This window comes from Mangrovimicrobium sediminis (genome assembly GCF_004745945.1).
GTDB lineage: Bacteria > Pseudomonadota > Gammaproteobacteria > Pseudomonadales > Halieaceae > Mangrovimicrobium > Mangrovimicrobium sediminis.
This window is the reverse complement of record NZ_SRLE01000012.1, coordinates 278,085-302,171: the sequence shown is the minus strand read 5'-3', so window position 1 is coordinate 302,171 and position 24,087 is coordinate 278,085. Positions and strand designations below refer to the sequence as shown.

General features: G+C 67.5%; 19 protein-coding genes. 11 read left to right on the top strand and 8 right to left on the bottom strand.

The window, feature by feature from the left end; all coding sequences use genetic code 11:
* Positions 1-96 precede the first annotated feature (96 nt).
* The 3 genes from E4634_RS17585 (at position 97) to E4634_RS17575 (ending at position 5,267) form a co-directional block, all read left to right on the top strand.
* Complete coding sequence (locus tag E4634_RS17585) at positions 97-1,266, top strand: GGDEF domain-containing protein (protein ID WP_135445965.1); 1,170 nt, start codon at positions 97-99, stop codon at positions 1,264-1,266.
* Positions 1,267-1,269: 3 nt separating this feature from the next.
* Positions 1,270-2,271 (top strand): AraC family transcriptional regulator, encoded by a 1,002-nt coding sequence (locus tag E4634_RS17580; protein WP_135445964.1) that lies wholly within the window; start codon positions 1,270-1,272, stop codon positions 2,269-2,271.
* Positions 2,272-2,381: 110 nt separating this feature from the next.
* The gene (locus E4634_RS17575; RefSeq protein WP_135445963.1) at positions 2,382-5,267 is read left to right on the top strand and encodes a DUF748 domain-containing protein; all 2,886 of its coding nucleotides are present in this window, start codon (positions 2,382-2,384) and stop codon (positions 5,265-5,267) included.
* A 14-nt stretch (positions 5,268-5,281) separates the two neighbouring features.
* On the opposite strand, the gene E4634_RS17570 is transcribed toward E4634_RS17575, so the two are convergent.
* Positions 5,282-5,797: a SprT family zinc-dependent metalloprotease gene (locus E4634_RS17570; protein ID WP_135445962.1), complete on the bottom strand. Its 516-nt coding sequence runs from the start codon at positions 5,795-5,797 to the stop codon at positions 5,282-5,284.
* Between the two features lie 131 nt (positions 5,798-5,928).
* Between E4634_RS17570 and E4634_RS17565 the strand changes: the two genes are divergently transcribed.
* Both E4634_RS17565 and E4634_RS17560 read left to right on the top strand, forming a co-directional pair.
* On the top strand, positions 5,929-7,026 hold the full coding sequence (locus E4634_RS17565; protein ID WP_135445961.1) for an LLM class flavin-dependent oxidoreductase: 1,098 nt from the start codon (positions 5,929-5,931) through the stop codon (positions 7,024-7,026).
* A gap of 89 nt (positions 7,027-7,115) precedes the next feature.
* The gene (locus tag E4634_RS17560) at positions 7,116-8,135 is read left to right on the top strand and encodes a phosphotransferase (RefSeq protein WP_135445960.1); all 1,020 of its coding nucleotides are present in this window, start codon (positions 7,116-7,118) and stop codon (positions 8,133-8,135) included.
* Positions 8,136-8,260: 125 nt separating this feature from the next.
* Here the strand turns inward: E4634_RS17560 and E4634_RS17555 are convergent, their stop codons facing one another.
* From E4634_RS17555 to E4634_RS17535, 5 genes are all read right to left on the bottom strand, one after another.
* Positions 8,261-8,818 (bottom strand): IPTL-CTERM sorting domain-containing protein, encoded by a 558-nt coding sequence (locus E4634_RS17555; RefSeq protein WP_167854964.1) that lies wholly within the window; start codon positions 8,816-8,818, stop codon positions 8,261-8,263.
* 146 nt (positions 8,819-8,964) lie between these two features.
* Positions 8,965-10,545 carry a cation:proton antiporter domain-containing protein gene (locus tag E4634_RS17550; RefSeq protein ID WP_135445958.1) on the bottom strand — a complete coding sequence of 527 codons (1,581 nt, stop codon included), beginning with the start codon at positions 10,543-10,545 and terminating at the stop codon, positions 8,965-8,967.
* A gap of 14 nt (positions 10,546-10,559) precedes the next feature.
* Positions 10,560-11,294, bottom strand: coding sequence for a pteridine reductase (locus E4634_RS17545; RefSeq protein WP_135445957.1), 735 nt, complete (start codon positions 11,292-11,294; stop codon positions 10,560-10,562).
* 24 nt (positions 11,295-11,318) lie between these two features.
* Positions 11,319-11,747 (bottom strand): CBS domain-containing protein, encoded by a 429-nt coding sequence (locus E4634_RS17540; RefSeq protein ID WP_240725230.1) that lies wholly within the window; start codon positions 11,745-11,747, stop codon positions 11,319-11,321.
* 53 nt (positions 11,748-11,800) lie between these two features.
* Positions 11,801-13,648 (bottom strand): DUF3336 domain-containing protein, encoded by a 1,848-nt coding sequence (locus E4634_RS17535; protein ID WP_206046929.1) that lies wholly within the window; start codon positions 13,646-13,648, stop codon positions 11,801-11,803.
* Between the two features lie 180 nt (positions 13,649-13,828).
* Here E4634_RS17535 and E4634_RS17530 point away from each other — a divergent pair, with 180 nt between their 5' ends.
* From E4634_RS17530 to E4634_RS17515, 4 genes are all read left to right on the top strand, one after another.
* The gene (locus tag E4634_RS17530) at positions 13,829-14,908 is read left to right on the top strand and encodes an efflux RND transporter periplasmic adaptor subunit (RefSeq protein ID WP_135445956.1); all 1,080 of its coding nucleotides are present in this window, start codon (positions 13,829-13,831) and stop codon (positions 14,906-14,908) included.
* A gap of 13 nt (positions 14,909-14,921) precedes the next feature.
* Positions 14,922-17,981: an efflux RND transporter permease subunit gene (locus E4634_RS17525; RefSeq protein WP_135445955.1), complete on the top strand. Its 3,060-nt coding sequence runs from the start codon at positions 14,922-14,924 to the stop codon at positions 17,979-17,981.
* Positions 17,982-18,065: 84 nt separating this feature from the next.
* Entirely contained in the window at positions 18,066-18,569 is a 504-nt protein-coding gene (locus E4634_RS17520) for a c-type cytochrome (RefSeq protein ID WP_135445954.1), read from the top strand.
* 174 nt (positions 18,570-18,743) lie between these two features.
* On the top strand, positions 18,744-19,766 hold the full coding sequence (locus E4634_RS17515; protein WP_135445953.1) for a ketopantoate reductase family protein: 1,023 nt from the start codon (positions 18,744-18,746) through the stop codon (positions 19,764-19,766).
* A gap of 66 nt (positions 19,767-19,832) precedes the next feature.
* Here E4634_RS17515 and E4634_RS17510 read toward each other — a convergent pair whose 3' ends face one another.
* On the bottom strand, positions 19,833-20,642 hold the full coding sequence (locus tag E4634_RS17510; RefSeq protein ID WP_135445952.1) for a sterol desaturase family protein: 810 nt from the start codon (positions 20,640-20,642) through the stop codon (positions 19,833-19,835).
* A gap of 106 nt (positions 20,643-20,748) precedes the next feature.
* Between E4634_RS17510 and E4634_RS17505 the strand changes: the two genes are divergently transcribed.
* Positions 20,749-21,636, top strand: a complete 888-nt coding sequence (locus E4634_RS17505) for a LysR family transcriptional regulator (protein WP_135445951.1) — start codon at positions 20,749-20,751, stop codon at positions 21,634-21,636.
* Positions 21,637-21,645: 9 nt separating this feature from the next.
* Here the strand turns inward: E4634_RS17505 and E4634_RS17500 are convergent, their stop codons facing one another.
* Complete coding sequence (locus E4634_RS17500) at positions 21,646-23,139, bottom strand: AMP-binding protein (RefSeq protein ID WP_135445950.1); 1,494 nt, start codon at positions 23,137-23,139, stop codon at positions 21,646-21,648.
* Positions 23,140-23,286: 147 nt separating this feature from the next.
* Between E4634_RS17500 and E4634_RS17495 the strand changes: the two genes are divergently transcribed.
* Positions 23,287-24,072, top strand: a complete 786-nt coding sequence (locus tag E4634_RS17495; protein ID WP_135445949.1) for a putative hydro-lyase — start codon at positions 23,287-23,289, stop codon at positions 24,070-24,072.
* The last annotated feature ends 15 nt before the right edge of the window (positions 24,073-24,087 follow it).

The following is a 24,087-nucleotide window of genomic DNA, read 5'->3' as shown; positions in this document are numbered from 1 at the left end:
CCGAGGACAGTATGGTGAGCGCCCGCCCGGGCAACAATGACCGCCGAAAACAAAATAATTGACTGGAACTGACAGCTCCTAAGCACCTGGCCTCGCATGCAAGATTTCTTCCCCGAACACTGGTCGACCCTGTACGTGGGGCTGATTTTCACTATCACCCTGGCGCAGATGCTGGTGGTGTACGACCTCAGTGCCGCCAGTACGCCGCCCGCCGGGCTGGGCATGTTCACCGTCTACGCCATGGCCACCCTGCTCGGCTGGATCCTGTTCGCGCTGCAGCAGGGCACGGACACCCCGGTGGGCATGGCGGTGCCCGCCGCCGCGTCGATGATCGACGGCTACCTGCTGTTCCTCGCCGCCACCCAACGCGCCGGCCTGCACAGCGGCCGCTTCATCCTCGGCGGCCTGTGCCTGGTCGGCTGCCTGAGCATCTTCTTCGTCAAAGGTGACGACAAGCTGTTCGCGTTGCAGATCAGCATCACCGCGCTGTGTTTCGGCTGCAGCGGCGTGATCTTCGCCTACCGCGGGTTGCGCGAGCGCAACGTGGGCGACGCGATCATGTTCCTCGCCACCATGCTCATGCTCATCGGCACGCCCATCGCCCTGTACCTGCAATTCGTCCGCGGCGACCAGGAACTGGCCCTGCTGATGGCCTTCGGCAGCCACAGCTGGGCCTACGTGATGGTCGTTATCGGCTTCCTCGCCTCGGTACTGGTCGAATACCAGCAGCACCTGTCGCACCTGGCCACCGTCGACCCGCTCACCCAGCTGCTCAACCGACGCGGCCTCGAGGCAAGCCTGCGGGTGAGCCTGGCCCGCGCCCAGCGCCTGGACCTGTATACCGCCGCGGTGGCCATCGACATCGATCACTTCAAGCAGGTCAACGACAGTTTCGGCCACGACACCGGCGACAACGTAATCCGCCTGGTGGCAAGCATCGTCTCGAGCTGTTGCCGTGGCAGCGACGTGGTGGCGCGCACCGGCGGCGAGGAGTTCCTGCTGGTGATGCCGGACACCAACCTGGAAGTCGCGCGCAAGGTCGCCGAGCGCCTGCGCGAATCCATCGCCGAGCACCCGCTGAGCGTCGACCAGCAGCGCATTCCGATTACCGTCAGCCTGGGCGTGGCCGCGGCGCGCGGCGATGTGCAACTGGAGCAACTGCTACAGGAGTCCGATCGCGCCATGTACCTGGCCAAGCGCAACGGGCGCAACCGAGTCGCCTGGGTGGACAACAAGCCCGTGCACCTGAGCGCCGGGAGCGCCTGAGGCGTGCGCGACTACTCGGTCTCGGTGCACTTCGCCCGGGCGGTGCTGAAAAACGCCGTCGCCCAGGGGCTGGACCCGGTCGACCTGCTGCGCCGCACGCGTATCTCGCCGCGCCTGCTCAAGGAAGACAACGCGCGCATCTCCGCCGAGCGCTTCGCTGACCTGCAGGTGGGCACCATGCTCGCCATGCAGGACGAGGCCCTGGGCTTTGTCTCCCGGCGCATGCCCATCGGCTGCTGGTCGATGATGTGCCACGCGGTGATCGGTTCCGAGACGCTGGGCCAGGCCATGGCCCGCTACTGCCGCTTCTACCAGTTGTTCGAGTTCGGCGTGCACCCGCATTTCATCGTCGATGAAGAGCAGGCGCGCATCCGCGTGGTACGGGTGGACGAGGCCAGCGACCCCGACCCCTACATGATCGAGCTGCTGCTGTTCAACGCCCACCGCTTCGCCAGCTGGCTGGTGCAGGAACACCTGCCGCTGCAGGTCGCCAATCTCGACTACCCGCCGGCGACCCAGGTGGCGGAGTATCGCGCGCTGTTCCTCGGCAACCCGGTGGACTTTTCCCAGCCCCACGCCGAACTGGTGTTCTCGCCCGCGCTGCTCGAGCGCCGGGTGACCCAGACCGAGCAGACCCTGCGCCACTTCCTGCGCCACCCGGTGCTGATCATGCTCACCCAGAGCTACGATCGCAGCAGTTGGACCGCGCGGGTGCGCGAGGCGGTGCACCAGAACCTGGCGCACATGCCGGAACTGGGGGATATCGCCGCCCTGCTGGACATCCACCCGCAGACCCTGCGCCGCCGCCTGTCCGCCGAGGGCACCACCTTCAAGGAGCTGAAGAGCCAGGTGCGCCGGGACACCGCGCTGCACTTCCTCGGCAAGCAGGGCCTGTCCATCGAGGAGATCGCCCACCGCGCCGGCTTCTCCGAATCCTCCGCGTTCATTCGCGCCTTCAAGGGCTGGACCGGGGTCACGCCCTACACCTACCGCAAGGGGCTTTGACCTCCAACGCGGGCGGGAAAACGGAAAAAGGGCTCTGACCCCCAAACATGGCCCACCGCCGGCGGGGCGCCGGAAATCGGGCGCGATTCAGGCTATAGTTCGGGTTGGACATGCGGCTGGGCGACGAGGTGCTGGGCAAAATCTTCAAACTGTTGGTGGGGCTGTATCTCACCTATCTCGCACTGGTCGTCCTGGTGGTCATTCCCGCCGCCAATTTGCTGGCGCCGAAACTGGTCCGCGACTACCTGCACCGCGAACTGCGTACCAACGCCATCCTGGTCAACCCGTTCACCCTCGCCGCCGAAGTGCGCGGCGCGCGCCTGCTGGAGCCGGACGGCGACCAGTTCCTGGCCTTCGACAAGGCGGCGGTCAACCTCTCCCTGGGCAGCCTGTTGGGCAAGGGGCTGGTGCTGGACGAGGTCGAGCTGCGCGCCCTGCGCCTGGACCTGCGGCGGCTGCCCGACGGCAGCTACAACTTCAGCGACATGCTGCCGCCGGCGGCGGAGGACGCGCCCGAAGAGCCCAGCACGGGAGAGCTGCCGCGCCTGACCATCGGCCACCTGGTACTAGAAGCCCAGCGCATAGACCTCACCGACGAGGCGCGCGAGAAACCCTTCACGACCCACTACAACAGCATCGATATCAACGTGCGCGACCTGACCACGGTGGTCGCCGACGGCAAGCCCTACCGCTTCGACGCCACCGGCGAGGACGGCGGCCAGCTGCACTGGCGCGGCACTATCTCGTTACCGGACGCGCGCAGCGAGGGCACGCTGGCCCTGGAGGGCATCAAACTGGATACCGGCTGGCGCTTCGCCGAGCCCTGGCTGGAGTTCCGCGTCGACGACGGCGAGATCCACCTGCGCGGGGACTACACGGTGTCCTGGGGCGACGCCTTCGACGCCCGGATCAGCGCCGGCGAGTTCGGCCTCGAGCGCCTCGCGCTCACCCCCAAGGATGCCGCTGCCCTGCCGGACACCGCCGTGCGACTGCGCAGCCTGGGGATCACCGGGATCAGCGCGGATGTCGCCGAACAGTCGGTGCACGTCGACGACATCCTGGTCGACGGCCTGGATGTCGCCGGCTGGAGTGAGGGCACGCGGGTCAGCCTGGTCGAGATGCTCGCCGGGCCGCAGGGCGCAGACCCCAACCAGCCCGCCACTGCGGCGGCCGGTGCCGACGACCCCAACGCACCACCTGCCGCGACCCCGGCAGCGACAGACGACAGCGGCTGGCGCGCCACCATCGACAGCGCCCGCCTGGCCAACGCTGCCCTGCGCTGGCGCTCGGAGTACACCGACCCGGCGCTGCTCGAGGTCACCCCGATCAGCGCCAGCATCCGCAACATCAACTGGCCGCTGCAGGGCGAGGCGCCGCTGGAACTCGCCCTGCGCATCAACGACACCACCGACTTTAGCCTCGGCGGCGCCCTCGAGCTGGGTACCGGCGCCGGCGAGATCAACTACCAGCTGCAGGGCCTGCCGCTGCCATGGTTCAACCCCAACCTGCCGGACGCCCTGCACGCGCGCATCGGCGACGGCACGCTGGGCGTCGATGGCAGCGTGGCACTGGCGCAGTTCCAGCCGACGCGCGTCGCCCTGGATGGCGGTATCGAGCACTTCTCCGGCAGTATCGCCGGCGAGGAGGAATCCCTGACCAGCTGGGACAGCGTGCGCTGGCAGGGGCTGGACGTGAACATCGCGGAGCGCCACCTGAAGCTCAACCGTCTGCTCATCGACAACTACCAGGGCCGCCTGCACATCGCCGAAGACGGCAGCGTCAACACCAGCAATGTGTGGCGCGAGGAACTCGAGGGCAGCGAGGTACAGGCAGTGGCGGTGGAAGCGACCAAGGGGCCCGCCTGGCGCGTCGAAGTGCCGGAAATCCTGCTCAGCGACAGCGCCATCGACTTCAAGGACGAGTCGCTACCCATCCCCTTCCGCACCGTGATCGGCGAGTTGCACGGCCAGGTCACCGGCATCGACTCCGCCCCCGGCGCCAGCGCGCAGGTGGATATCCGCGGCACCGTCGACGGCTACGCCCCGGTGAGCCTGGTGGGCAGTGCCTCGCCGTTCGAGGCGCCGCCCGCCCTGGACCTGGCCCTGGCCTTCGACGGCGTCGACATGGCCCTGCTCAGCCCCTACTCGGGTACCTACGCCGGGCGCACCATCGAGCGCGGCCTGCTCAACCTGCAACTGCACTACGGCCTGCAGGACAACCGCCTGAAGGGCGACAACAAGGTACTCATCGACCAGCTCAAGCTGGGCGCAGAGGTGGAGAGCGACAAGGCCGTGGACCTGCCGCTGGACCTGGCGCTGGCCCTGCTCACCGACCTCAACGGCGTAATCGACCTGCAGGTGCCGGTGGAGGGCGACGTCAATGACCCGCAGTTCGACATCGGCTCGGTGGTGGCCAAGGCCTTCGTCAACCTGATTACCAAGGCGGTGACCGCGCCGTTCAAGCTGCTGGCCAACCTGGTGGGCAGCGAGGCGGACCTGCAGCGCCTGGCTTTCCCGGTGGGTGTCACCGAGGTGCAGCCTCGCGCCGTGGAAAAACTCGTGACCCTGGCCGACGCCCTGCGCCAGCGCCCGCAGCTCACCCTGGTGATCTACGGCCGCCTGAACCTGGCGGCGGACCGCAAGCGCCTGCAGGAACAGGCCTTCGAGGCGCAACTGGCGGAAGCGGGCATGGCGCAGGCGGACATCGAAAGCCACGGCGAAAAGTATATCGATGCTGTCGACAGGCGCTTCGCCGAACTGGATAGCGGCGACGGCGAGGCACTGAGCTACACCCAGCGCTACGATCGCGTGCTGGCCAGTTTCCCGGTGAGCGACGAGGCGTTACTGCTGCTGGCGCAGGCGCGCGCGGTGGCGGTGAAGGAGCACCTGGTCAACGTGGAAGGCCTGGCGGCGGATCGCGCGGTCATCGAGCAGGCATCGACACTGGACCCGGAAAAAGAGGCGTTCAGCGGGGTGGAACTGGACCTCGACGGCTGAGCCGCCGACGCCCGTCACCCGCAATACTCCAGCGGCCCCTTGCAGTAGCGGCACAGGTAGGAACCGGTGCCGCGCTGCACGCGGTTGTGTCGGGTCGACGACAGGCTGTGGCGGCGGCAGGGGCAGCGGTAGTCGTGGGTGCGCTGGCTGCGCCGCGGGATGCCGCTGAGGTCGAGATCGAAGGTGACCGAAGGCTCGACGCCGAAGACGCGCATCCAGCGCCGCCACTCCGGCCCGTGCGGCTGTGGCCGGCGCCGCCCGCGGGTGGCGTGGACGACAAAGTGCGCGACCTCGTGGGGAATGGTATCGCCGGTGTTCTCCGCCCAGTATTTGGCGAAGATCCACGGGTTGTAGCGGATTTCCGCGCGCCCGTCGCGCACCCGGAACATGCCGGCGGACACGCCGGTCAGGTCGAAACTGACCGCGGGGCGGGGCAGCTTGCGGCCGAGTTCGCGCTCGGCGCGCAAAATACAGGCCTCGGTCAGCTCACGTACCTCGCGCCGCGCCAGTTCGCCGATCGGTTCTATCACCCGCCACACATCTCCCGACCACCGGTCACCACCACTGCGCCCGCTGGGGGCTGGATAAGCCCGGGCGTTCGTATTACCGTCGAACCCGGACCACGAGATCAATAACCATAACACGCGGGGGACCCCTCGACATGCTGCAATTCTGGCTGGCCGGCGGATCGGAGAGCACTACCAGCGCAGACCTGGCGCGCGAGCGCGAGGCACAGGGCTGGGACGGCCAGATGTTCATGGACTCGCAGTCGCTGTCCGCCGACCCGTGGGTGCTGATGGGCGCCTGGGCGATGGTCACCGAGCGCATCCAGTTGTGCACCAGCACCACCAACCCGCTGACCCGCCACCCTGCGGTGACCGCCGCCTGCGCGGCCAGCGTGCAGTCGGTTTCCGGCGGCCGCGCGGCGCTGGGCATCGGCCGCGGCGACTCGGCCCTGGCCTACCTCGGCCACGCCCCCGCCCGGCCTGCCGTGTTCGAGCAGTCCCTGCGCGACCTGCAGGCCCTGCTCGGCGGCGGCGAAGTGAACTTCGCCGAGCACGCCACCACCGCCGCGGGCGCCAACTCGTCGGCCTCGCTGTCCCTCGGTCACCGGCCGGAGGCAGCACGCTTGAAATGGCTGCCCGACGACCTGCCCAAGGTGCCGCTGGACGTGGCCGCCACCGGACCGAAAGTCATCGCCATGTCGGCGCCGCTGGCGGAGCGCGTGACCTTCAGCGTCGGCGCCATTCCCGAGCGACTGGACTGGGCCATGGGCATCGCCCGCGAGGCGCGCGGGGCGGCGGGCCTGGGCGACGACGGCATCAGCTACGGCGCGCAGGTAATCGTGGTCTGCCACCCGGACCTCGACGCGGTGCTGCCCGCGGCGACCAGTTTCGTCGCACCGCTGGCGCGCTTCCAGGTGATCCAGGGCGCTGCCGCGGGACCGCTGGCCGCCGACGACGCGGCCAATTTCGCCGCCATCCGCCGCGGCTACGACATGAACCGCCACAGCGAGGCGATCTCCGCGGAGAAACTCGGCGGCGAGACACTGACGCCGGAGTTCGTGCGCCGCTTCGCCATCGTCGGCTCGCCGGAGCACTGTATCGAGCGCCTGCTGGCGCTGCACGACCAGGGCCTGGAGCGGCTGGTGATCGTCGGACCGGGCTTCCACCCGGAGGCGGATAGCCGCGGCCCGGGCCTGTTCGTGAGCGAGGTCATGCCAGCAGTGCGCGCGGAACTGGCGCGGCGCGGCAGGTAGCCCCCCGGCGCCCGGCGCGCTATCATCGGCGGCCATGCGGAAAACCGACAGCGTTGACCGCATCCAACCCTGAACAAAAGCGACCCGGCATGGCGACACACGACATCGACACCGCGCGCCTGGAGGAGTACCTCGGCGCCCATATCCCCGGCTTCGGCGGCTCACTGCAGGCGGAGAAATTCGCCGGCGGGCAATCCAACCCCACGTTCAAGCTCACCACCTCAGGTGGCAGCTACGTGCTGCGCCGCAAGCCGCCGGGTGAACTGTTGAAATCCGCACACGCGGTGGACCGCGAGTTCCGTGTGATCTCCGCCCTGCAGGACACCGACGTGCCGGTACCGCGCACCTATGTGCTGTGCGAGGACGAGTCGGTGATCGGCTCCATGTTCTACGTCATGGAGTACCTGGAGGGCCGCATCCTGTGGGACCCGGCGCTGCCGGAAGCGCGCGACACCACCGAGCGCGCGGCGTTCTACGACGCCATGAACGCGACCATGGCGGCGCTGCACAATGTCGACGTGGACGCCGTGGGCCTGTCCGACTACGGCAAACCAGGCAACTACTTCGAGCGCCAGGTGGGCCGCTGGAGCAAGCAGTACCGCGCTTCGGAGCTCAAGCGCATCCCGGAGATGGAAACCCTGATGGACTACCTGCCGGCGAACATGCCGGCGGACGACGGCCGGGTGAGCCTGGTGCACGGCGACTACCGCCTGGACAACATGATGTTCGCCAACGACGAGCCGCGGGTCATCGCCCTGCTCGACTGGGAGCTGTCCACCCTCGGCAACCCGCTGGCGGACCTCGCCAACCAGTGCATGGCCTGGATGCTGCCCACCGGCGGCGACATCGCCGGACTCGCCGGGCTGGACCGCAAGGCACTGGGCATCCCCACCGACGAAGAGTACGTCGCGCGCTACTGCGAGCGCACCGGGCGTGACGGCATCGACAACTGGAACTTCTACATCGTGTTCTCGCTGTTCCGCCTCGCCGCGATCCTGCAGGGCGTGGCCATGCGCGCGGAGCAGGGCAACGCCTCGAGCAGCGAGGCGCGCGCCCGCGGCGCGATGGTCGAGCCGCTGGCGAAAATGGCAGTGGAACTTATCGACTGAGGCGCCTGAGTCTGCGAGGGCGCAACGGCGAACGCCGCTTGAGGTAAAACACCAGCTGCATCACTGGCGGTATTGCAGACAAACAATCGGCGCGGGGACCCCCGCGCCGACGCTTCAGGAAGGGATCAGGCCCGCGCCGCCCGACGGCGTGCGCGCCAGGCGCCAGCACCACCGAGCAGCGCAGCCAGCGCACCCAGCGCCCAGTGCGGCAGCAGCGGGACTTCCTCGGGCTCCGGCACGCCGCTGGCCAGGCTGACCAGGGTTCCGGTACCACACTCGAAGACCAACTCACTGCGATACGCTTCTTCTTCCGACGGCTGGGGACCCGCATAGGTGATCAGGGTCGCTGTGAACAGCGTTCCGCTGGGAACAGAGAATGGGCCCGTATTGAAATTGTAGGTGCCGAGGTCCGTACGCGAGCCCTCCTGGTCGTAGCTGGAGACCTCTCCCAGGCCATCTACCACCAGCGAACCGGCTACCCGCACCAGGCTCGGCAGGTTGTACTGGGTCGGCACGTTATAATTGCCGCCAGTGCAATCGAAGAACGAGGGTACGCCGAGGAATTCCGCGGAGGGCACCTCGCTCGCGGCCTGGCCCTGGGCCGCGCCCAGAGCTGCGAATACGACACCGGCGGAGAGACCCGCAAGCCATCGTCCCGGGAAAGTTGCGTTTGGTTGTTTCATGGTCCCCCCTGTTCTTTGCCTGTTCTTTGCCTGTTGTTTTGTGGTTTGCATGTGCAACTGCTCGAGGCGCAGTATACCGAATGCTACGGCTCAGGACATATTTCCCCAAACCGGTCCGGTGGGACCTCAAGTGAACGCCGGGCCACTCACGACTCGCGGGCGGTCGAGTCCGGGGCCGCCTGCAGGTGCTCCGCGGCGTGCGCGGCAAAACCCGAACCGGCCTGGGCATACAGGTTGAACGCCGAGATGCCGTGCTTTTCCAGTTCCTCCGCCTCCTCGTCGAAGCGCACCACCGCGGCGATGCGCCCGCGATAGCCGAGGTCCTCCAGCAGCCTTCCCACCAGCTTGTTCTCCGCGTGATTGGTCAGCGCCAGCATCACCAGTTCCACGCTGGCGAGGTCGATACGCCGCCAGAAATCCGGATCCGAGGCATCGGCCGCCACCACCCGGCGGTGCTCGCGACGGTGGCGGGCGAGCTTGCGCCGGTTCTCGTCGACGCCCACCACCTGCGAACCGTAGTGCTCGGCGATGGAGTCGTAGGCGCCGGTGCCGATGTTGCCCATGCCGAGTACCAGGATTCGCGCATTGCGCGTATCCGGGTAGGTTGCGCGCACGGTGTCGGTTTCGAAACGCTGCAACCAGGGCTGCCAGCGACGGTAGATCTGGTGGGCGTTGCGGCCCAGCGGCGAGGCGAGCACAAAGCTCACGGCAATGGCCAGCGACAGGGCGGCGGAGATCTCATCGCCCACCAGCCCCTGCTGCGCCGCCAGCGCGAGCACGATAAGACCGAACTCGCTGTGGTTGGCCAGCGACAGCGAGGCCAGCAGCGCGGTGCGCGGCGGCGTATGCAAACGCGTCATCACCAGGAAATACAGGGGCGGCTTGAGCAGGGCGAAAACGCCGATTAACACCGCCAACACCACCAGTTCGCCGCGCGGCCAGCCGTCGAGACCGATACTGAGGAAGAAGCACACCAGGAACAGGTCCTTGAACTGCATCAGGTTGCGCGACAGCTCCTTGGCCTTCTGCTCCCCGGCCAGCGCCGCGCCGATGATCAGCGCACCGAGGTCACCCTTGATCCCGGTGAGTTCGAACAGCTGTGCGCCGCCCAGGGCGAGCACCAGCCCGAACAGGGTGAACAGCTCGCCGTGCCCGCACAGGGTGAGCAGGCGCAGGACCAGCCCGCGCAGCGGCCACAGGAACAGCAGCAAGAGCGCCTCGGGTCCGGGCACCTTGCCGGCGGACACGGCGAGAAAAAGCACCGCCAGCAGGTCCTGGATGATGAGAATACCGATGGCCAGCGCCGCGTGCCGCGAAGACGCCTCGCCGCGCTCCTGCAGCATCTGCACGACGAACACCGTGCTGGAGAAAGTCAGCGCGAAGGCCGCCACCAGCTTGCCTGAAAACCCGATCTGCACCCCGGGCAACAGCCACTCGGCCGCATAGAACACGCCGAGGAAAAACACCTGCAACACAGCCACCTGCAACACGGTGCTGCCCCACACCACGCGCTGCAGCAGGTCGCGCGGCTGCAGCTTCAGCCCGACGGTGAACAGCAGCAGGGTGATGCCGACGTCGGAGAGCGTGTGCAGCAGGCTACTGGCAACGATGCCCAACTCGTGCAGGATGAACCCCGCAAGCAGGTAGCCGACCAGCGCCGGCAGTCCCGCGGCGCGGCTGACCATGCCACAGGCCAGGGCGATGAGGATGATAAGCGGATCAGGCATGGGCGGGTCCGCGCTCAGGTAAGGCCGCGCCCCCCGTCTACCGCCAGGATCTGGCCGGTGACGAAGGGCGCTTCGCGCGCCAGGAACAACACTGCCCGGGCGATATCCTCGGGGTCACCCAGGCGTTGCAGTGGGGTCGCCGCCAGCGTACTGGCGCGGACCTCCTCGCCGTAGGCCTCGTCTTCCTCGGGCCACAGGATGGCGCCGGGGGCGACGCCGTTGACGCGAATCTCCGGGCCCAGTTCCACGGCGAAACTGCGGGTCAGGGAGGCGAGGCCGGCCTTGGCCGCACCGTAGGCATTGAACTGCGGCAGCGGTCGCTGCACGTGGGTGTCGACAATATTGACGACATTGCCCCCGGCCAGGCGCAGGGCAGGCAGCAACCCCTGGATCAGGAAGTACGGCGCGCGCAGGTTGGAGCCCAGCATGGCGTCGAACTCCGCCGCCGTGCACTGCTCCAGCGGGGTGGGCGCAAAACCCGAGGCGTTGTTGACCAGCAGGTCGATACCGCCGAAGCGCGCCAGCAGCTCCGCCACCAGCGCGTCCAGCTCGGCGGCGACGCACAGGTCGGCGCGCAACAGCGTGCAGCTGTTCGCGCGCGTGGCATTGAGTTCGTCGGCGAGTGCCCGGGCATCTTCAGCGGAGCTGCGATAGTGCAGCGCGATATGGTAGCCGGCGGCGTGCAGGTGCTGGCAGATAGCCCGGCCGATACGCCTGGCACCACCGGTAACGACGGCGACCTCACTCACCCCATCGGCCTCCGGCAACAGTGATTATTTCTGCGGCGTAAACCGCTTGCGGCGCGAGTGTTCCATCAGCGCCCAGAGGATATTCTTGGAGCTCACCTGGCCCACCAGTTTGCCGTCCTCGATCACCGGCCGGCGGCGCTGGCGGGTATCGAGCATCGACTGGGCGACCTCGATAATGCCGTCGCCCGGCGCGCAGGTATTGAGCTGGGTGGTCATGACCTCGGAGACCAGTGCGTTCTCCGGGTCGCCGTCGTTGTACAGCGACGTCAGGCAGGCGCGGATGCAGTCCAGTTCGGACAGCACGCCCACCGCATTGCCCTCGCCATCGGTGACCGTGAGACCGGTGAGCTTGTTCTCGACGATCATCTCGATCGCCTGCACCAGATTGGCCTTGACGTCGATGGTCAGCGGGTTGCGCCGCATGCAGTCGTTGATGGTGTTGGGTGATCCCATGGCGAGTCTCCTCAGTGTCTTCGTTATTGTAGCTGATCCGGTGGCACCGGCAGTCAGGCCGCCTGCGGATCACCGCTACCGCGCTTGCCGGCTGCGGGCCTGGTTTTACTCGCCGCCGCGGGCTTCTTGCTGGCAGGTGCTTTCTTCTTGCTGGCGGGGACCTTCTTTTTACTGACAGGCGCTTTCTTCTTGCCTGCAGGTGCCTTGTTTTTGCTGGCGGGCGCCTTGTTCTTGCCGGCGGGGGCCCTGTTTTTGCTGGCGGGCGCCTTGCTCTTGCCGGCGGGCGCCGGCGACGGTGCGGCACTGCCCGGCGCAGCGACACTGCGGCGCGCGGCTTTGGCATGGGCGGCTTCCACATCGGATTCCACGCGCTGCTCGCGCAGGGCCTCGCGGTCCACGCGGGTGGGCGGCGGGCGGCGGCGGGATGCGCGCGGGCGATGGTACTCCTCGGGCTCCGGGCGCAGGTCGCCGCTTTCGAAGCGCTGCAGGATCTCCTCCATGGTGCGGCTGATCTTGGTGCACAGGCGCATGGTCTCGACCTTGGAAAACGTGGAGCGCTCGCCCTCGAGCATCAGTTCCATCAGGTCGTTTTCCGAGATGTGCGAGAGCAGCTTCATCGGGTTGTACCAGCGGAAGCTGGGCAGGATGTTGATATCGCCGCTGTAGTCCTGGTCGATCAGCGCGTGCAGGGTGTTGATCGCCATGTTGAAACGCGGCCAGTTGTCGCCCTGCTGCTGCACCACGCCGCGGTACAGGTTGAGCAGTTCGCGGCCCATGCCCACGCCGAAGGCGCGCAGCGCCCGCGAGGCCGGGCTGCGGCTGTTCTTGCTCTCGACGAAGGGCGTGGCGATCGGGTTGACCATGCTGACGATGTAGTGGTTGGTGCTGTACAGGCGCGACAGCCGCTTGGCCGGCAGGTCGTCGGCGATCGAACCGTCCACCCACTTGCGTGTGGGCAGGTAGGGCTGGGGTTCGCCGTGTACGTTCTTCGCCGTGAGCACCACCGGCGGGAACACCCCGGGCACGGCGCAGGAGGCCATCACCGCCGAGCGGATATACACGTTGGGCGAGGTGATCGCGTTGAGCAGGCGCGAGCGCTGGTGCGGTTCCGCCGGCGCCACGGTGATGCTGATCTGGCGGCCGGTTTTCTCGTAGGCCTCCTGGAAAGTCATCTCCGGGATCATGCGGTCCACCAGGCGCTGCAGGTCGCCGACATCGATCTGCGGGCTGGCACCGAAGAACATGCGCGAGAACGCACTGGCCTCGCGCTCGGCCTCGAAGTGCACGTTGCGCGCGTCGAAGAACGTCTCCAGTTCCTTGTCCGAGTGGGTACCGAGCACGCCGGCTACCAGCGAGCCCGCCGAGGAACCGGAAATCACCCGCGGCAACAGGCCCTGCTGCAGCATCACCTTGACCACGCCGAGGTGGTAGAAACCGAGCACCCCGCCGCCGCTGAGCATCAGGCCGGAGCGGCCGAAGCAGATATTCGCGCGGTAGAAGAAGTCGAGCTTCTCCTGCACGCCGATCTTCTCCTTGGGCAGCTCGGCGAGGTAGCGCAGGGCGTCGTCGATCTCGTCGATGTACTGCTCGATCAGCACCTTGGTGCCGAACTTGGCGCGCCGGTACAGGGTGGAGCGGCCCATGCCGCCCATATTGCCGTGGATGCCCTCGTTGAGGGCGAACAGCAGGCCGATGTCGTCCTGCCGCGAGCGCAGGCTGCGCAGGCGGTCCAGGCGCAGGCGGATCTGCGCGTAGTCGTACTGGCTGGTCTGGTCGATCTGGCGCCAGCGGCGCGCGGTGGACAACTCGTCGTGGGCCAGCGCGGCTTCCTTCCACTCTTCGTAGCTGGCCGCGGTGTCCATCTGTTTTTGCAATTGCTTGAGCTTTCTGGACTTGATCACCGGCACCCCCTGGTCGCACCTCTCGCCCGGTCTATTTCTCGAATATACCACGGGAGCGAGCCCTTCGAGGCATTTTCCACACGCCCGCCGGGGCTTTGCCGGGACGTGCGTTCGACGCGAATTGCACCTAAAATACCTGCCTTGCATTCCCCGCCCATCCAACGAGACAAAGGACCTACCTTGCGCGCCTACCTCACCGTCGCCGCCCTGCTGCTGCTCATTTTCGGCGCCATCGGCGGCTACCTGTACAACAAATTCAGCGCGCTGGCAGCGCAGGACTACACCCCGCCGCCGATCACGGTGGCCGCCACCAAGGCGCGCGCGGAGACCTGGCCGACCACGCTGGAGGCGGTGGGCACCCTGCACGCGGCGCGCGGCGTCAACCTGGCCAGCGAGACCAGCGGCGAGATAATCGCCATCGGCGCCGAGTCCGGGCAGCGGGTTGAGGAGGGGCAGCTGCTGGTCACCCTCAATGACAGCGTCGAGCAGGCGGAGAAAAAGCGCCTGCAGGCCAACCTCGTGCTTGCCCAGCAGTTGTACGAGCGCGACGCCAGCCTGCTCAAGCAGAAATCCGTGCCGCAGAGCCAGTACGACCGCTCGCGGGCGGACCTCGACGCCGCCATCGCCTCGCTGGCAGAGAACCAGGCACGCCTGGACAACAAGCGCATCAGCGCGCCATTTGCCGGCACCATCGGCATCATCCAGGTGAAGACCGGTGACTACATCGAGTCCGGCACGCCGATCACCACCCTGCAGGACCTCACCGCCCTGGAGGTGGACTTCTCCGTACCCGAGCGCTACTACCCGCTGCTGCGCAACGGCCTGCCGCTGCGCCTGCAGGCCAGCGCCAGCGAGCGCGTCTACACCGGCAGCCTGGTGGCGGTGGACGCTGCGGTGGATGCCGGTACCCGCAACCTCGCCCTGCGCGCCCGCCTCGACGAGAGCGACGGCCTGCTGCCGGGCATGTTCGCGCGCATCATCGTCGACCTGCAGCAGCCGCGCGAGGTGGTCACCATCCCGGAGATCGGCGTCACCTATTCACTGCAGGGCGATACGGTGTGGGTCGTCGAGCCGGCCAAGGAAGGCAAGGGCCTGGTGGTCAACCCGCGGGTGGTAAAGACCGGCCAGGTGCGCGACGGCCGCGTGGCGATTCTCGACGGCCTCGCCGCCGGCGAGCAACTGGTGAGCGTGGGGCAGAACAAACTGCACCGCGGCGCCGCGGTGGTGCTGGAGGAAAATCCGGCGCCGTTCACCCAGTAGCGGGTCGCGCAGCATGAACTTCACCGATATCTTCATCCGCCGGCCGGTGCTGGCCATCGTGGTCAGCTGCCTGCTGCTGGTGCTGGGTACCGCGTCGATCTTCAACGTCAGCGTGCGCGAGTACCCCGAGGTGGAGACTTCCGTGGTGCAGGTGTTCACCAGCTACCCCGGCGCCAGCGCAGCCACGGTACAGGGCTTCGTCACCGACCCGCTGCAGGAGCGCATCGTCACCGCCCGCGGCGTCGACTACATGACCTCTAACAGCACCGCGGGCTCGTCCAACATCACCGTGCACGTACGCCTGGGCGAGAACAGCACCGAGGTGCTCAACGAGGTTATCGCCAAGGTCAACGAGGCCGCCTTCGACCTGCCGCGGGAGGTCGAGGACCCGGTGGTCTCCAGCTCCTTCGGCGGCGACGCGATGATGTACATCGCGTTCTACAGCAAACAGATGACCACCTACCAGATCACCGACTACCTGGAGCGCGCGGTGCGCCCGGAGCTGGCCACCCTGCCCGGCATGGGCCAGGCGCAGATATTCAAGCGCAAGCTGGCCATGCGCGTGTGGCTGGACCCGGTGCGCATGGCCGCCCGCGGGGTCACCGCCAACGACGTGCGCGAGGCGATCCAGCGCGACAACTTCATCGCTCCCGCCGGCGCCACCGAGGGCAACCTGGTGCGGGTCACGGTGGACGCTGACACCACCCTGGAAACCACCGACGATTTCGCCGAACTGGTGGTGCGCCAAGTGGACGACGAGCGCGTGCGCCTGGGCGATGTCGCCGACATCGAACTGGACGCCGAGAACTCGCAGCTGAAGTCCCTGTCCAGCGGCCGCGACACCGTGTTCCTGGCGCTCTCCCCCGCCCCCGGCGCCAACCCGCTGGAGGTCTCCAAGGCGGTGCACGAGGCAGTGCCGCGCATCGCTGCCGACCTGCCGGCGGACATGGAACTGGTACTCGACTGGGACGGCAGCATCTACATCGACGAGGCCCTGGCGGAAGTCAGCCGCACCCTGCTGGAGGCGGCGGTGATCGTGGTGCTGGTGATCTTCCTGTTCCTGGGCTCCGCGCGCGTGGTACTGATTCCGCTGGCGGCCATCCCGCTGTCGCTGATCGGCGTGGTGTTTTTGATCATGGCCCTGGGCTTCTCGCTCAACCTGCTGACCATGCTGGCCATGATCATCGCCATCGGACTGGTGGTGGACGACGCCATCGTGGTGGTGGAGAACGTGCACCGGCACATCGAGGGCGGCGCCACCCCCATGGAAGCCGCCCTGCGCGGCGCCCGCGAGGTGGCCCTGCCGGTGGTGCTGATGACGCTGACGCTGGTGGCGGTGTACGCGCCGATCAGCTTTATCGGCGGGCTTACCGGCGCCCTGTTCAGCGAGTTCGCCCTGACCCTGGCCGGCGCGGTACTGGTCTCCGGCGTGGTGGCGCTGACCCTGAGCCCGATGATGTGCTCGCGGGTGCTGCAGGATGTCGAGCACCAGGGTCGCTTCGCCACCTGGCTGGACCACCGCTTCGAGGCGCTGATCGCCGCCTACCAGCGCCTGCTGCGGCTGTGCCTGGCCAACCGCGGCGCGGTGCTGCTGCTGGCCGCCTCCCTGCTCGCCAGCCTGCCGGTGCTGTTCAGCCTGGCCCAGCGCGAGCTGGCGCCGGAGGAGGACGCCGGCGGCTTCATGATCATCGGCAGCGCGCCGCCCCAGGCCAACCTCAAGTACCTGGACCACTACCTGGCGCAGATCGTCGACATCTGGAAGACCATGCCCGACATCCAGCGCTCCTGGCAGGTCATCGCCGACGGCGACAACTTCGGCGGCGTCATGCTCAACCCCTGGAGCGAGCGCGAGCGCAGCCAGGCGGACATCCAGGCCGAGATGCAGCAGAAGCTGGGCCAGATCGCCGGCATGGAGATGTTCACCTTCAACGGCGCTGCCCTGCCCGGTGCCGAGGCCGGCCTGCCGGTGAGTTTCGTGGTCGCCTCCACCTCGGACTACCAGCGCGTCTACGAGGTCGGCGAGCAGTTGCTGCAGCGGGCACGCGAGTCGGGCCTGTTCGCGTTCATCACCCAGACGCTGGACTACAACCGCCCGGAAATCCAGGTGAAGATCGACCGCGAACGCGCTGCGCGCCTGGGCATCTCCATGCAGGATATCGGCCTCACCCTGGCCACCATGCTGGGCGAGGCCGAGGTCAACCGTTTCACCCTGTCCGGGCGCAGCTACAAGGTGATCCCGCAGGCGGGCAAGGATTTCCGCCTGACGCCGGAGGAACTGGAGAAGTACTACGTGCGCACGTCGAGTGACGAACTGGTGCCGATGTCCAGCGTGATCTCCCTGGCCACCCGGGTGGAGCCGAACGCGCTGACCCAGTACCAGCAGCTCAACAGCACCACCATCCAGGGCATGATGATGCCGCCCAACAGCCTGGGCACCGGCCTCGAGTTCCTGGAGACGCAGTTGCAGGAGATCGCCCCCACCGGTTTCCGCGCCGGCTACAGCGGCGCCTCGCGCCAGTTCACCCAGGAGTCGGCGGCCTTCCCCATTCTGTTCGGGCTGTCGCTGGTGTTGATCTTTCTCATGCTGGCGGCGCAGTTCAACAGCTTCCGCGACCCGCTGGTGGTGCTGGTCACCGTACCGCTGTCGATCTTCGGCGCCGTGGTACCGCTGGCCCTGGGCTTCGCCACGCTGAATATCTACACCCAGGTCGGTCTGCTCACGCTGATCGGCCTGATCAGCAAGCACGGCATCCTCATCGTCGAGTTCGCCAACAAGCTGGCGGAGGACGGCATGGAGCGCCGCGAGGCGGTACTGCAGGCGGCCTCCATGCGCCTGCGGCCGATTCTCATGACCACCTTCGCCACCGTGCTCGGCGTGTGGCCGCTGGTCATCGCCTCCGGCGCTGGCGCCGCGAGCCGCTTCAGCATCGGCCTCACGATCACCTGCGGCATGCTGGTGGGCACCCTGTTCACCCTGTTCGTGGTGCCGGTGTTCTACCTGCCGTTCCGCCGCCGCGCCGAACAGGCGCAGGCGGCTTCCGACCCGTCTCCCGATCCGGCAACCACCGGCTGAGGGCCGGTGGCGGGAGTTGAAAACCGCACAGGTTATGCCAGTATCTTCCCTGCCGGGGGAAGATACGCGGCTACAGGGGGAACGATGACCACACTACAACAACGCATCATCCGCACGCTGGGCACAGCCTGCACGCTCGGCGCACTCGCGCTGCTGCCAGGCCAGGCACTGGCCGCCGGCGATATCGGCGAGTCCAACCGCGGTACCTACATGGACGCCTGGCAGGCCGGGCGCAACACCTTCGTCGATGCCTGTTCGACCTGTCACGGCGCCTTCGGTTACGGCGACGGTATCAGTGCCAAGGCGCTGGAGATCGCTCCTTCGGACCTCACCCAGCTTACCCGGCGCAACGGCGGCGAGTTTCCCTGGGTGTATGTCTACGAGGTAATCGACGGGCGCAAGCCGGTCGCCTCCCACGGTCCTGCGGGTATGCCCGCCTGGGGCCGCATCTGGACCCAGTCGCTGCCCTACGACAACGCCCGCGACGCGGACATCTACGTGCGCGGCCGCATCTTCGAGCTGCTGCTCTACCTCGACTCCGCCCAGGAGCCCGAACCCGAGCAGGTCGAGGAACCCAGCCAGGACTGAGCGCAGCGCCGGCCGTGGGCCGGCGACGCTGTGCTATGCTGGCCCGCGGGCGGCACCGGGAATCACCCGCCCAGCGGACAAGCTACCAAGCCGGATACACAACCGGCAGGCACCGACGGCGTTCAACAGCAAACGCCGGCACACCATAACAACAGCAGGGGACAGGGGAATCTCATGAGCGGTCATCGCGTACTCATTGTCGGCGCCGGCGCGCTGGGACTGACCACGGGCTACTTTTTGCGGCGCAGCGGGGCCGAGCTCAGCTTCCTGGTGCGCCCGCACCGGGTGGAGGCGCTGACCCGCCCGCAGACCCTCTACAGCTACGACGAGCAGACCCTGAAAACACTCGACGGCTACGAGGTGTTCACCGATGCCGCGGAACTGCGCGGCGACCAGTTCGACTTCGTGCTGCTCACCCTGGATGGCGCCACCTGCCGCAGCGCCCAGGGCACCGAAACGCTCAGGGCACTGGGCGCGGCGTTGGCGGTGGGCAAGGCGACGCTGCTGATCTGTGCGGTGGGCACCGGCCTGTACCAGCACGTGCAGAAGACCACCGGCCTGCCGGCATCGCGGCTGCTCGAGGGCACCATGAAGATCTTCGCCTACCAGGTCGGCCAGGAAGGCGCGCCGCAGCCCGGCGCGGACCAGGCGCAGTTGCACGATAGCGCGGACATCGCCTACATCAACTTCCCGGACCGCGTGGGCTTCTTCGTCACCTCGAAACCCGCGGCGCCGGCGAAGGCCTTCATCGAATTATTCAGCGGCAGCGGCGAGGCCACCTGCAAGAGCCTGCCCACCGGCATCTACCGCATCAGCACCAATACCTTCGCGCCGTTCACGGTGAGCTGTGAACTGGCCGGCTGGCCGGACATGGACACCCTGGTCGCCGACCGTGAACTGTGGCGGCTGTGCTGCCAGGCCCAGCGCGAGATCATGCGCCTCAAGCAGCACGGCCTGCAGGGCAAGCTGATGGCGCTGTTCATGTCCGACAAGCGCATGGAAAAGCTGATGCGCGATTCCGAGCGCGACGCCGCCCCGATGGGCTTCGCCGCCTTCAACCGCTTTCACCACGGCGGCAAGGTACTCGAGCAGAACGTACAGATTCTGGAGAACTGCCTGTCGCTGGGCGTGGAGGGCGGCCAGAAGATGGACGCCACCCGGGCGCTGGTGGAGCGCTGGCGGCGCCAGCACCTCTAAAACCAGGCCTGACGTAGCGCCCCCGGCGTATTTCCCCGTGCGGCTCCTTAGCCCGGCGACACGCCCCTACCCCGCGTCGCGCTTCGCCGGTATCTGCACCAGCGGGTAGGCGAGTTCCTCCAGCCAGTGCACATCGCGCCCCGGCATACCGTAATTGGCCGGTCGGCCACTGGGGATGTGCAAGGTCCCGAACACCCAGTCGTAGAGCGCGATCACGGTACCGAAATTGCGGTAGTTCTTACCGTCCTCGCCGAAGCCGTGATGGGTGTGGTGGATGCCCGGCGACACCAGCACGTGCTCCAGCGCGCGAAAGACCGGCCCGATGTATGCAGCGCGGCGCAGTGGGTCGTCCCAGCGGAAATTGGCGTGGGTGACCAGGTTCCAGACCTGCAGCAGCACCACATAGCCGAGCACCGCCTCGCCGAGCCCCAGGTACAGGGCGAGTCCGCTCACCCAACCGGAGGGGATGATAAAAAACCAGGCCAGGTTGAGCCGGAACTCGAGCAGCACGTTCATGTGCCGGCCCGAGTGGTGGGTGCGGTGAATCCGCCACAGCGCCTGTGATAGCCGCGGCTGGTGTGCCCAGCGATGCACCCAGTAAAAGCAGAACTCGCCCAACAGCACCAGCGCCGGGGAGGCCAGCCAGAACGGTGTATCCGCGAGTGAACCGCCCCAGTCCGCAGGCAGCACGAGCTTGTAGACCCCGGCGATCAGGCCGATTGCCAGCGGTGCCATCACCCAGCGGCCGAGGAAGAAGCTGCCGATCAGCAGCTTGAAGTCGCCGGCGCGATACACACCCCGGTGTCGCCCGGTGAGGATTTCCAGCAGCAGCATGACGACGGTGGCAATCGCCACCCAGACCAGTGGATTGTGCATACGGTAAGTCCTGCCACCCGGTTATCGGTATTGGAAGGCGACAGCTTGCGGGCCGCGAACCACAATGTAAAATGCATATTAAGAACTTATTAAATGCATTTTATTTATGGAAATGGATCTCAAGCGCCTGCACCACGTGCTCACCGTCGCGCGCACCGGCAGCATCTCCGTCGCGGCGCAGGAGCTGCACCTCACCCAACCCGCACTCAGCCGCAGCATCGCCACGCTGGAGGACCGCTACGGTATTCGCCTTTTCGAGCGCGGCCGGGGCGGCGCCCGGCCCACGGAGCTGGGCAAGATGGTGATCGACGAGGCGCGCGGCCTGCTGCGCCAGGCCCGCGCCGTGGACCACAACCTGCGCCTGTACGGCAGCGGCGAAGCCGGCCGGCTGGCCTTCGGCATGGGTCCGCTGCCCGCCAGCCTGGTGCTGCCGGCACTGGCCGGGCACTTCCTGGCGGCGCGGCCGGCGCTGCAACTGGAGTCCGTGACCAAGGGCGCGCAGGTGCTCTACCAGGAGCTGCTGGAGGACGAGATCGAGATTCTCTTTTGCGGCGAGGGCCAGCTCGACAACCGCGCGGACATCCGCGGCGAGCCGGTCGGTGCAATCGACATCGCCGCCATCGTGCGCACGTCACACCCACTTGCGGGCAAGGCGACGATCAGCGCCGGGGACATGGCCGGCTTCCCATTGCTCAGCGGCGTGGAGACGCGCCTGATGCAGGACGCCGGCGGCGGCGCCTTCATCTGCGACAACTACCACATCCTGCGCGAGGTGGCGCTGTCCAGCGATGCGGTATGGGTGTCCTCGCCGCAGCTGGTGGCTGACGACGTACGCGCCGGGCGCCTGGCGGCACTGCCGATGCACGATACGGGCATCCCCGCGCGGGTGCGGGTGTGCATGTTCCACCGCGAGGCCGCGCGCCTGTCGCCGGCGGCGCTGGCGGTGCGCGATTTCGTGCGGGACTATCTCGGCGCGATACCGGGACGCGGCTGAACGGGCGCGCTATTCCTCCTGCTTCGTGTTGTCCCGCGCGCCGCCGCGCATCTCCTGCATCAGGCGGTGCTTGTAGACCACGCCGTCGTCCTCGCGCGGCAGGCGCTGGCTGAACGATACCTGCTGCGGCGAGACCAGGTGCTCGACGCGCTCGCGGAGCCACTCGACAATCTCGAAGGCGGTCTCGTCGGTGGCATCGGCCCAGTTCTCCGGCTCGACCACCGCCTGCAACTGGCCGCCCTCGGCGGCGTCGCCCAGGCCGAACACCGCGACATCGGCGATCTTGTCGTGGGTCATCAACAGGCTCTCCAGCTCCTGCGGGTAGATCGCGCCGTCCGGCAGTGCAACCACCTGGCTGGAGCGGTCGGTGACATACAGGTAGCCCTCGGCGTCGAGGTAGCCGACATCGCCGGTACCCGCCGGGTCTCCGACAAAGTGGATATCACCGAGCTGGCCGGCGGGCAGCGGCTGGCCCGCGGCATCGAGGATTTCCACCGCGCCGACAAACGGCTTGCCCACCGAACCCTTGTGCGCCAGCCAGTCCGCGGAATCGATCAGGGTGGCGCCGTCGCCGGAGCCTGCCGCGTAGTACTCGACCAGCACCGGCCCCCACCAGTCGATCATCTGCTGCTTGAGGTGGATGGCGCAGGGGGTACCGGCGTGGATGGCGTACTGCATGGAGCCGAGTTCGTATTGCTGGCGCACGGCCTGGGGCAGGCGCAGCAGGCGTGTGAACATGCTCGGCACCCACAGGCTGTGAGTGACACGCTGCTCCTCGATCAGCGCCAGCGCGGCCTCCGGTTCAAAGCTCTCCATGACCACGCTGGTGCCGCCCTGGTACAGGTTCATCATGTGGTAGAGCAGCGAGGCCGGTGTGTAGAGGGGCGCTGGTGAGAGGAACACGGTCTCCTCGCTGAAGCCGAAGGCGACGCCGACACCACCGGCCAGGGGCGGCGGCGCATCGGGGTCAGAGCCCGGCGCCTGCGGCAGGGCGCCGCAAAGCGGCAGGCCCTCGCCCAGGGCGTAGAACATGGGCACGCCGCAGGCCTCGTCCTCCAGCGCCTCCAGCGGCTGGCGGTCGATGCTCTCCTCCCAGGACTCGAAGCCCTCGGCGATACCGTCGACCATGAAGCAGTAGTCCAGGCCCTGCGCGGCGTGGCGTGCCGCCACCGCCTGCGCGGCGAGCCCGTGGCTGGCGATCAGCGCCCGCGCGCCGCTGTCGGCGAGGATCTCGGCGATCTCGGCCACGCTGGCGTGCAGCGGCAGCGGGATGAATACGACACCGGCGCGGCGCGCGGCCCAGCAGATCTCGAGAAACGCGGGGTGGTTGTCCAGCAGCAGGGCGACGTGGACACCCGGGTCCAGGCCCAGCGCACGCAACAGTCGCGCACCCTGCGCCGAGTGCTGGTCGAGTTCGCGGTAAGTGACCATTTCCCCGCTGCCGCCCATGACGATGGCGGCCTTGTGCGGGTAGGTGCTGGCGGTCTCACGGGGGTGGGGCATGATCGTTTCCTGCGGTCTGGCTTTGTTGTGCGCTCATCATAGACCAAGCCAGCACCCCGGTTACATACGCTGGATCAAGACCCGTGGAACGCGCGCCGGCTTCTGTGCCAAACTCATGCAACCTCACTGCGATTCCCGGTTATCCGCATGAACCAACCCCAGACCCCCGCCGAATTGCGCCAGGCTATCCGCCGCGGCGAGTTCACCGGCAACACCTCCGGTTACGCGCCGGGCTTCGTCCAGTGCAACCTGGCCATCCTGCCGCAGGCCTGGGCCAACGACTTCCTGCGCTTTTGCCAGCTCAACCCGCGCCCCTGCCCACTGCTGGCCATGTCCGACGCCCCGGGCGAGACCGGCTTACCACCATTGGGTGATATCGACATCCGCAGCGACGTGCCACGCTACCGCATCTTCGAGGACGGCCAGCTGCGCGAGGAAGTCACCGACATCGCCCACCTGTGGCGCGACGACCTCGTGGTGTTCGCCCTGGGCTGCTCCTTCTCCTTCGAGGAGGCGCTGATCGCCGACGGGCTGGACGTGCGCAACATCAGCGAGGGCGTCAACGTACCCATGTACCGCACCTCGGTGGACTGCGCGCCCGCCGGCCCCTTCGCCGGCAAGCTGGTGGTCAGCATGCGCCCTTTTCGCGCCGCGGACGCCATCCGCGCCATCCAGATCTGCACCCGTTTCCCCGCGGTACACGGCGCGCCGGTGCACCTGGGCGACCCGGCGCAGATCGGCATCGCGGACATCGGCAGGCCCGACTACGGCGACCCGGTAACCATCCGCGAAGAAGAAATGCCGGTGTTCTGGGCCTGTGGCGTGACCCCACAGGTGGCGCTGGAGGCGGCGCGGCCGCCGTTTGCCATCACCCACAGCCCCGGCCACATGCTGGTCACCGACCTGCGCAACAGCCAGCTGGCGGTGCTCTAGGCAGCCGCCGGCACA

Excerpts from the sequence above, each read along its gene's own strand:
- E4634_RS17575 (WP_135445963.1), top strand. The coding sequence starts at position 2,382 with ATGCGGCTGGGCGACGAGGTGCTGGGCAAAATCTTCAAACTGTTGGTG.
- E4634_RS17585 (WP_135445965.1), top strand. The coding sequence starts at position 97 with ATGCAAGATTTCTTCCCCGAACACTGGTCGACCCTGTACGTGGGGCTG.
- E4634_RS17560 (WP_135445960.1), top strand. The coding sequence starts at position 7,116 with ATGGCGACACACGACATCGACACCGCGCGCCTGGAGGAGTACCTCGGC.
- E4634_RS17525 (WP_135445955.1), top strand. The coding sequence starts at position 14,922 with ATGAACTTCACCGATATCTTCATCCGCCGGCCGGTGCTGGCCATCGTG.
- E4634_RS17515 (WP_135445953.1), top strand. The coding sequence starts at position 18,744 with ATGAGCGGTCATCGCGTACTCATTGTCGGCGCCGGCGCGCTGGGACTG.
- E4634_RS17505 (WP_135445951.1), top strand. The coding sequence starts at position 20,749 with ATGGAAATGGATCTCAAGCGCCTGCACCACGTGCTCACCGTCGCGCGC.
- E4634_RS17555 (WP_167854964.1), bottom strand. The coding sequence starts at position 8,818 with ATGAAACAACCAAACGCAACTTTCCCGGGACGATGGCTTGCGGGTCTC.
- E4634_RS17550 (WP_135445958.1), bottom strand. The coding sequence starts at position 10,545 with ATGCCTGATCCGCTTATCATCCTCATCGCCCTGGCCTGTGGCATGGTC.
- E4634_RS17565 (WP_135445961.1), top strand. The coding sequence starts at position 5,929 with ATGCTGCAATTCTGGCTGGCCGGCGGATCGGAGAGCACTACCAGCGCA.
- E4634_RS17510 (WP_135445952.1), bottom strand. The coding sequence starts at position 20,642 with ATGCACAATCCACTGGTCTGGGTGGCGATTGCCACCGTCGTCATGCTG.
- E4634_RS17540 (WP_240725230.1), bottom strand. The coding sequence starts at position 11,747 with ATGGGATCACCCAACACCATCAACGACTGCATGCGGCGCAACCCGCTG.
- E4634_RS17495 (WP_135445949.1), top strand. The coding sequence starts at position 23,287 with ATGAACCAACCCCAGACCCCCGCCGAATTGCGCCAGGCTATCCGCCGC.
- E4634_RS17520 (WP_135445954.1), top strand. The coding sequence starts at position 18,066 with ATGACCACACTACAACAACGCATCATCCGCACGCTGGGCACAGCCTGC.
- E4634_RS17500 (WP_135445950.1), bottom strand. The coding sequence starts at position 23,139 with ATGCCCCACCCCCGTGAGACCGCCAGCACCTACCCGCACAAGGCCGCC.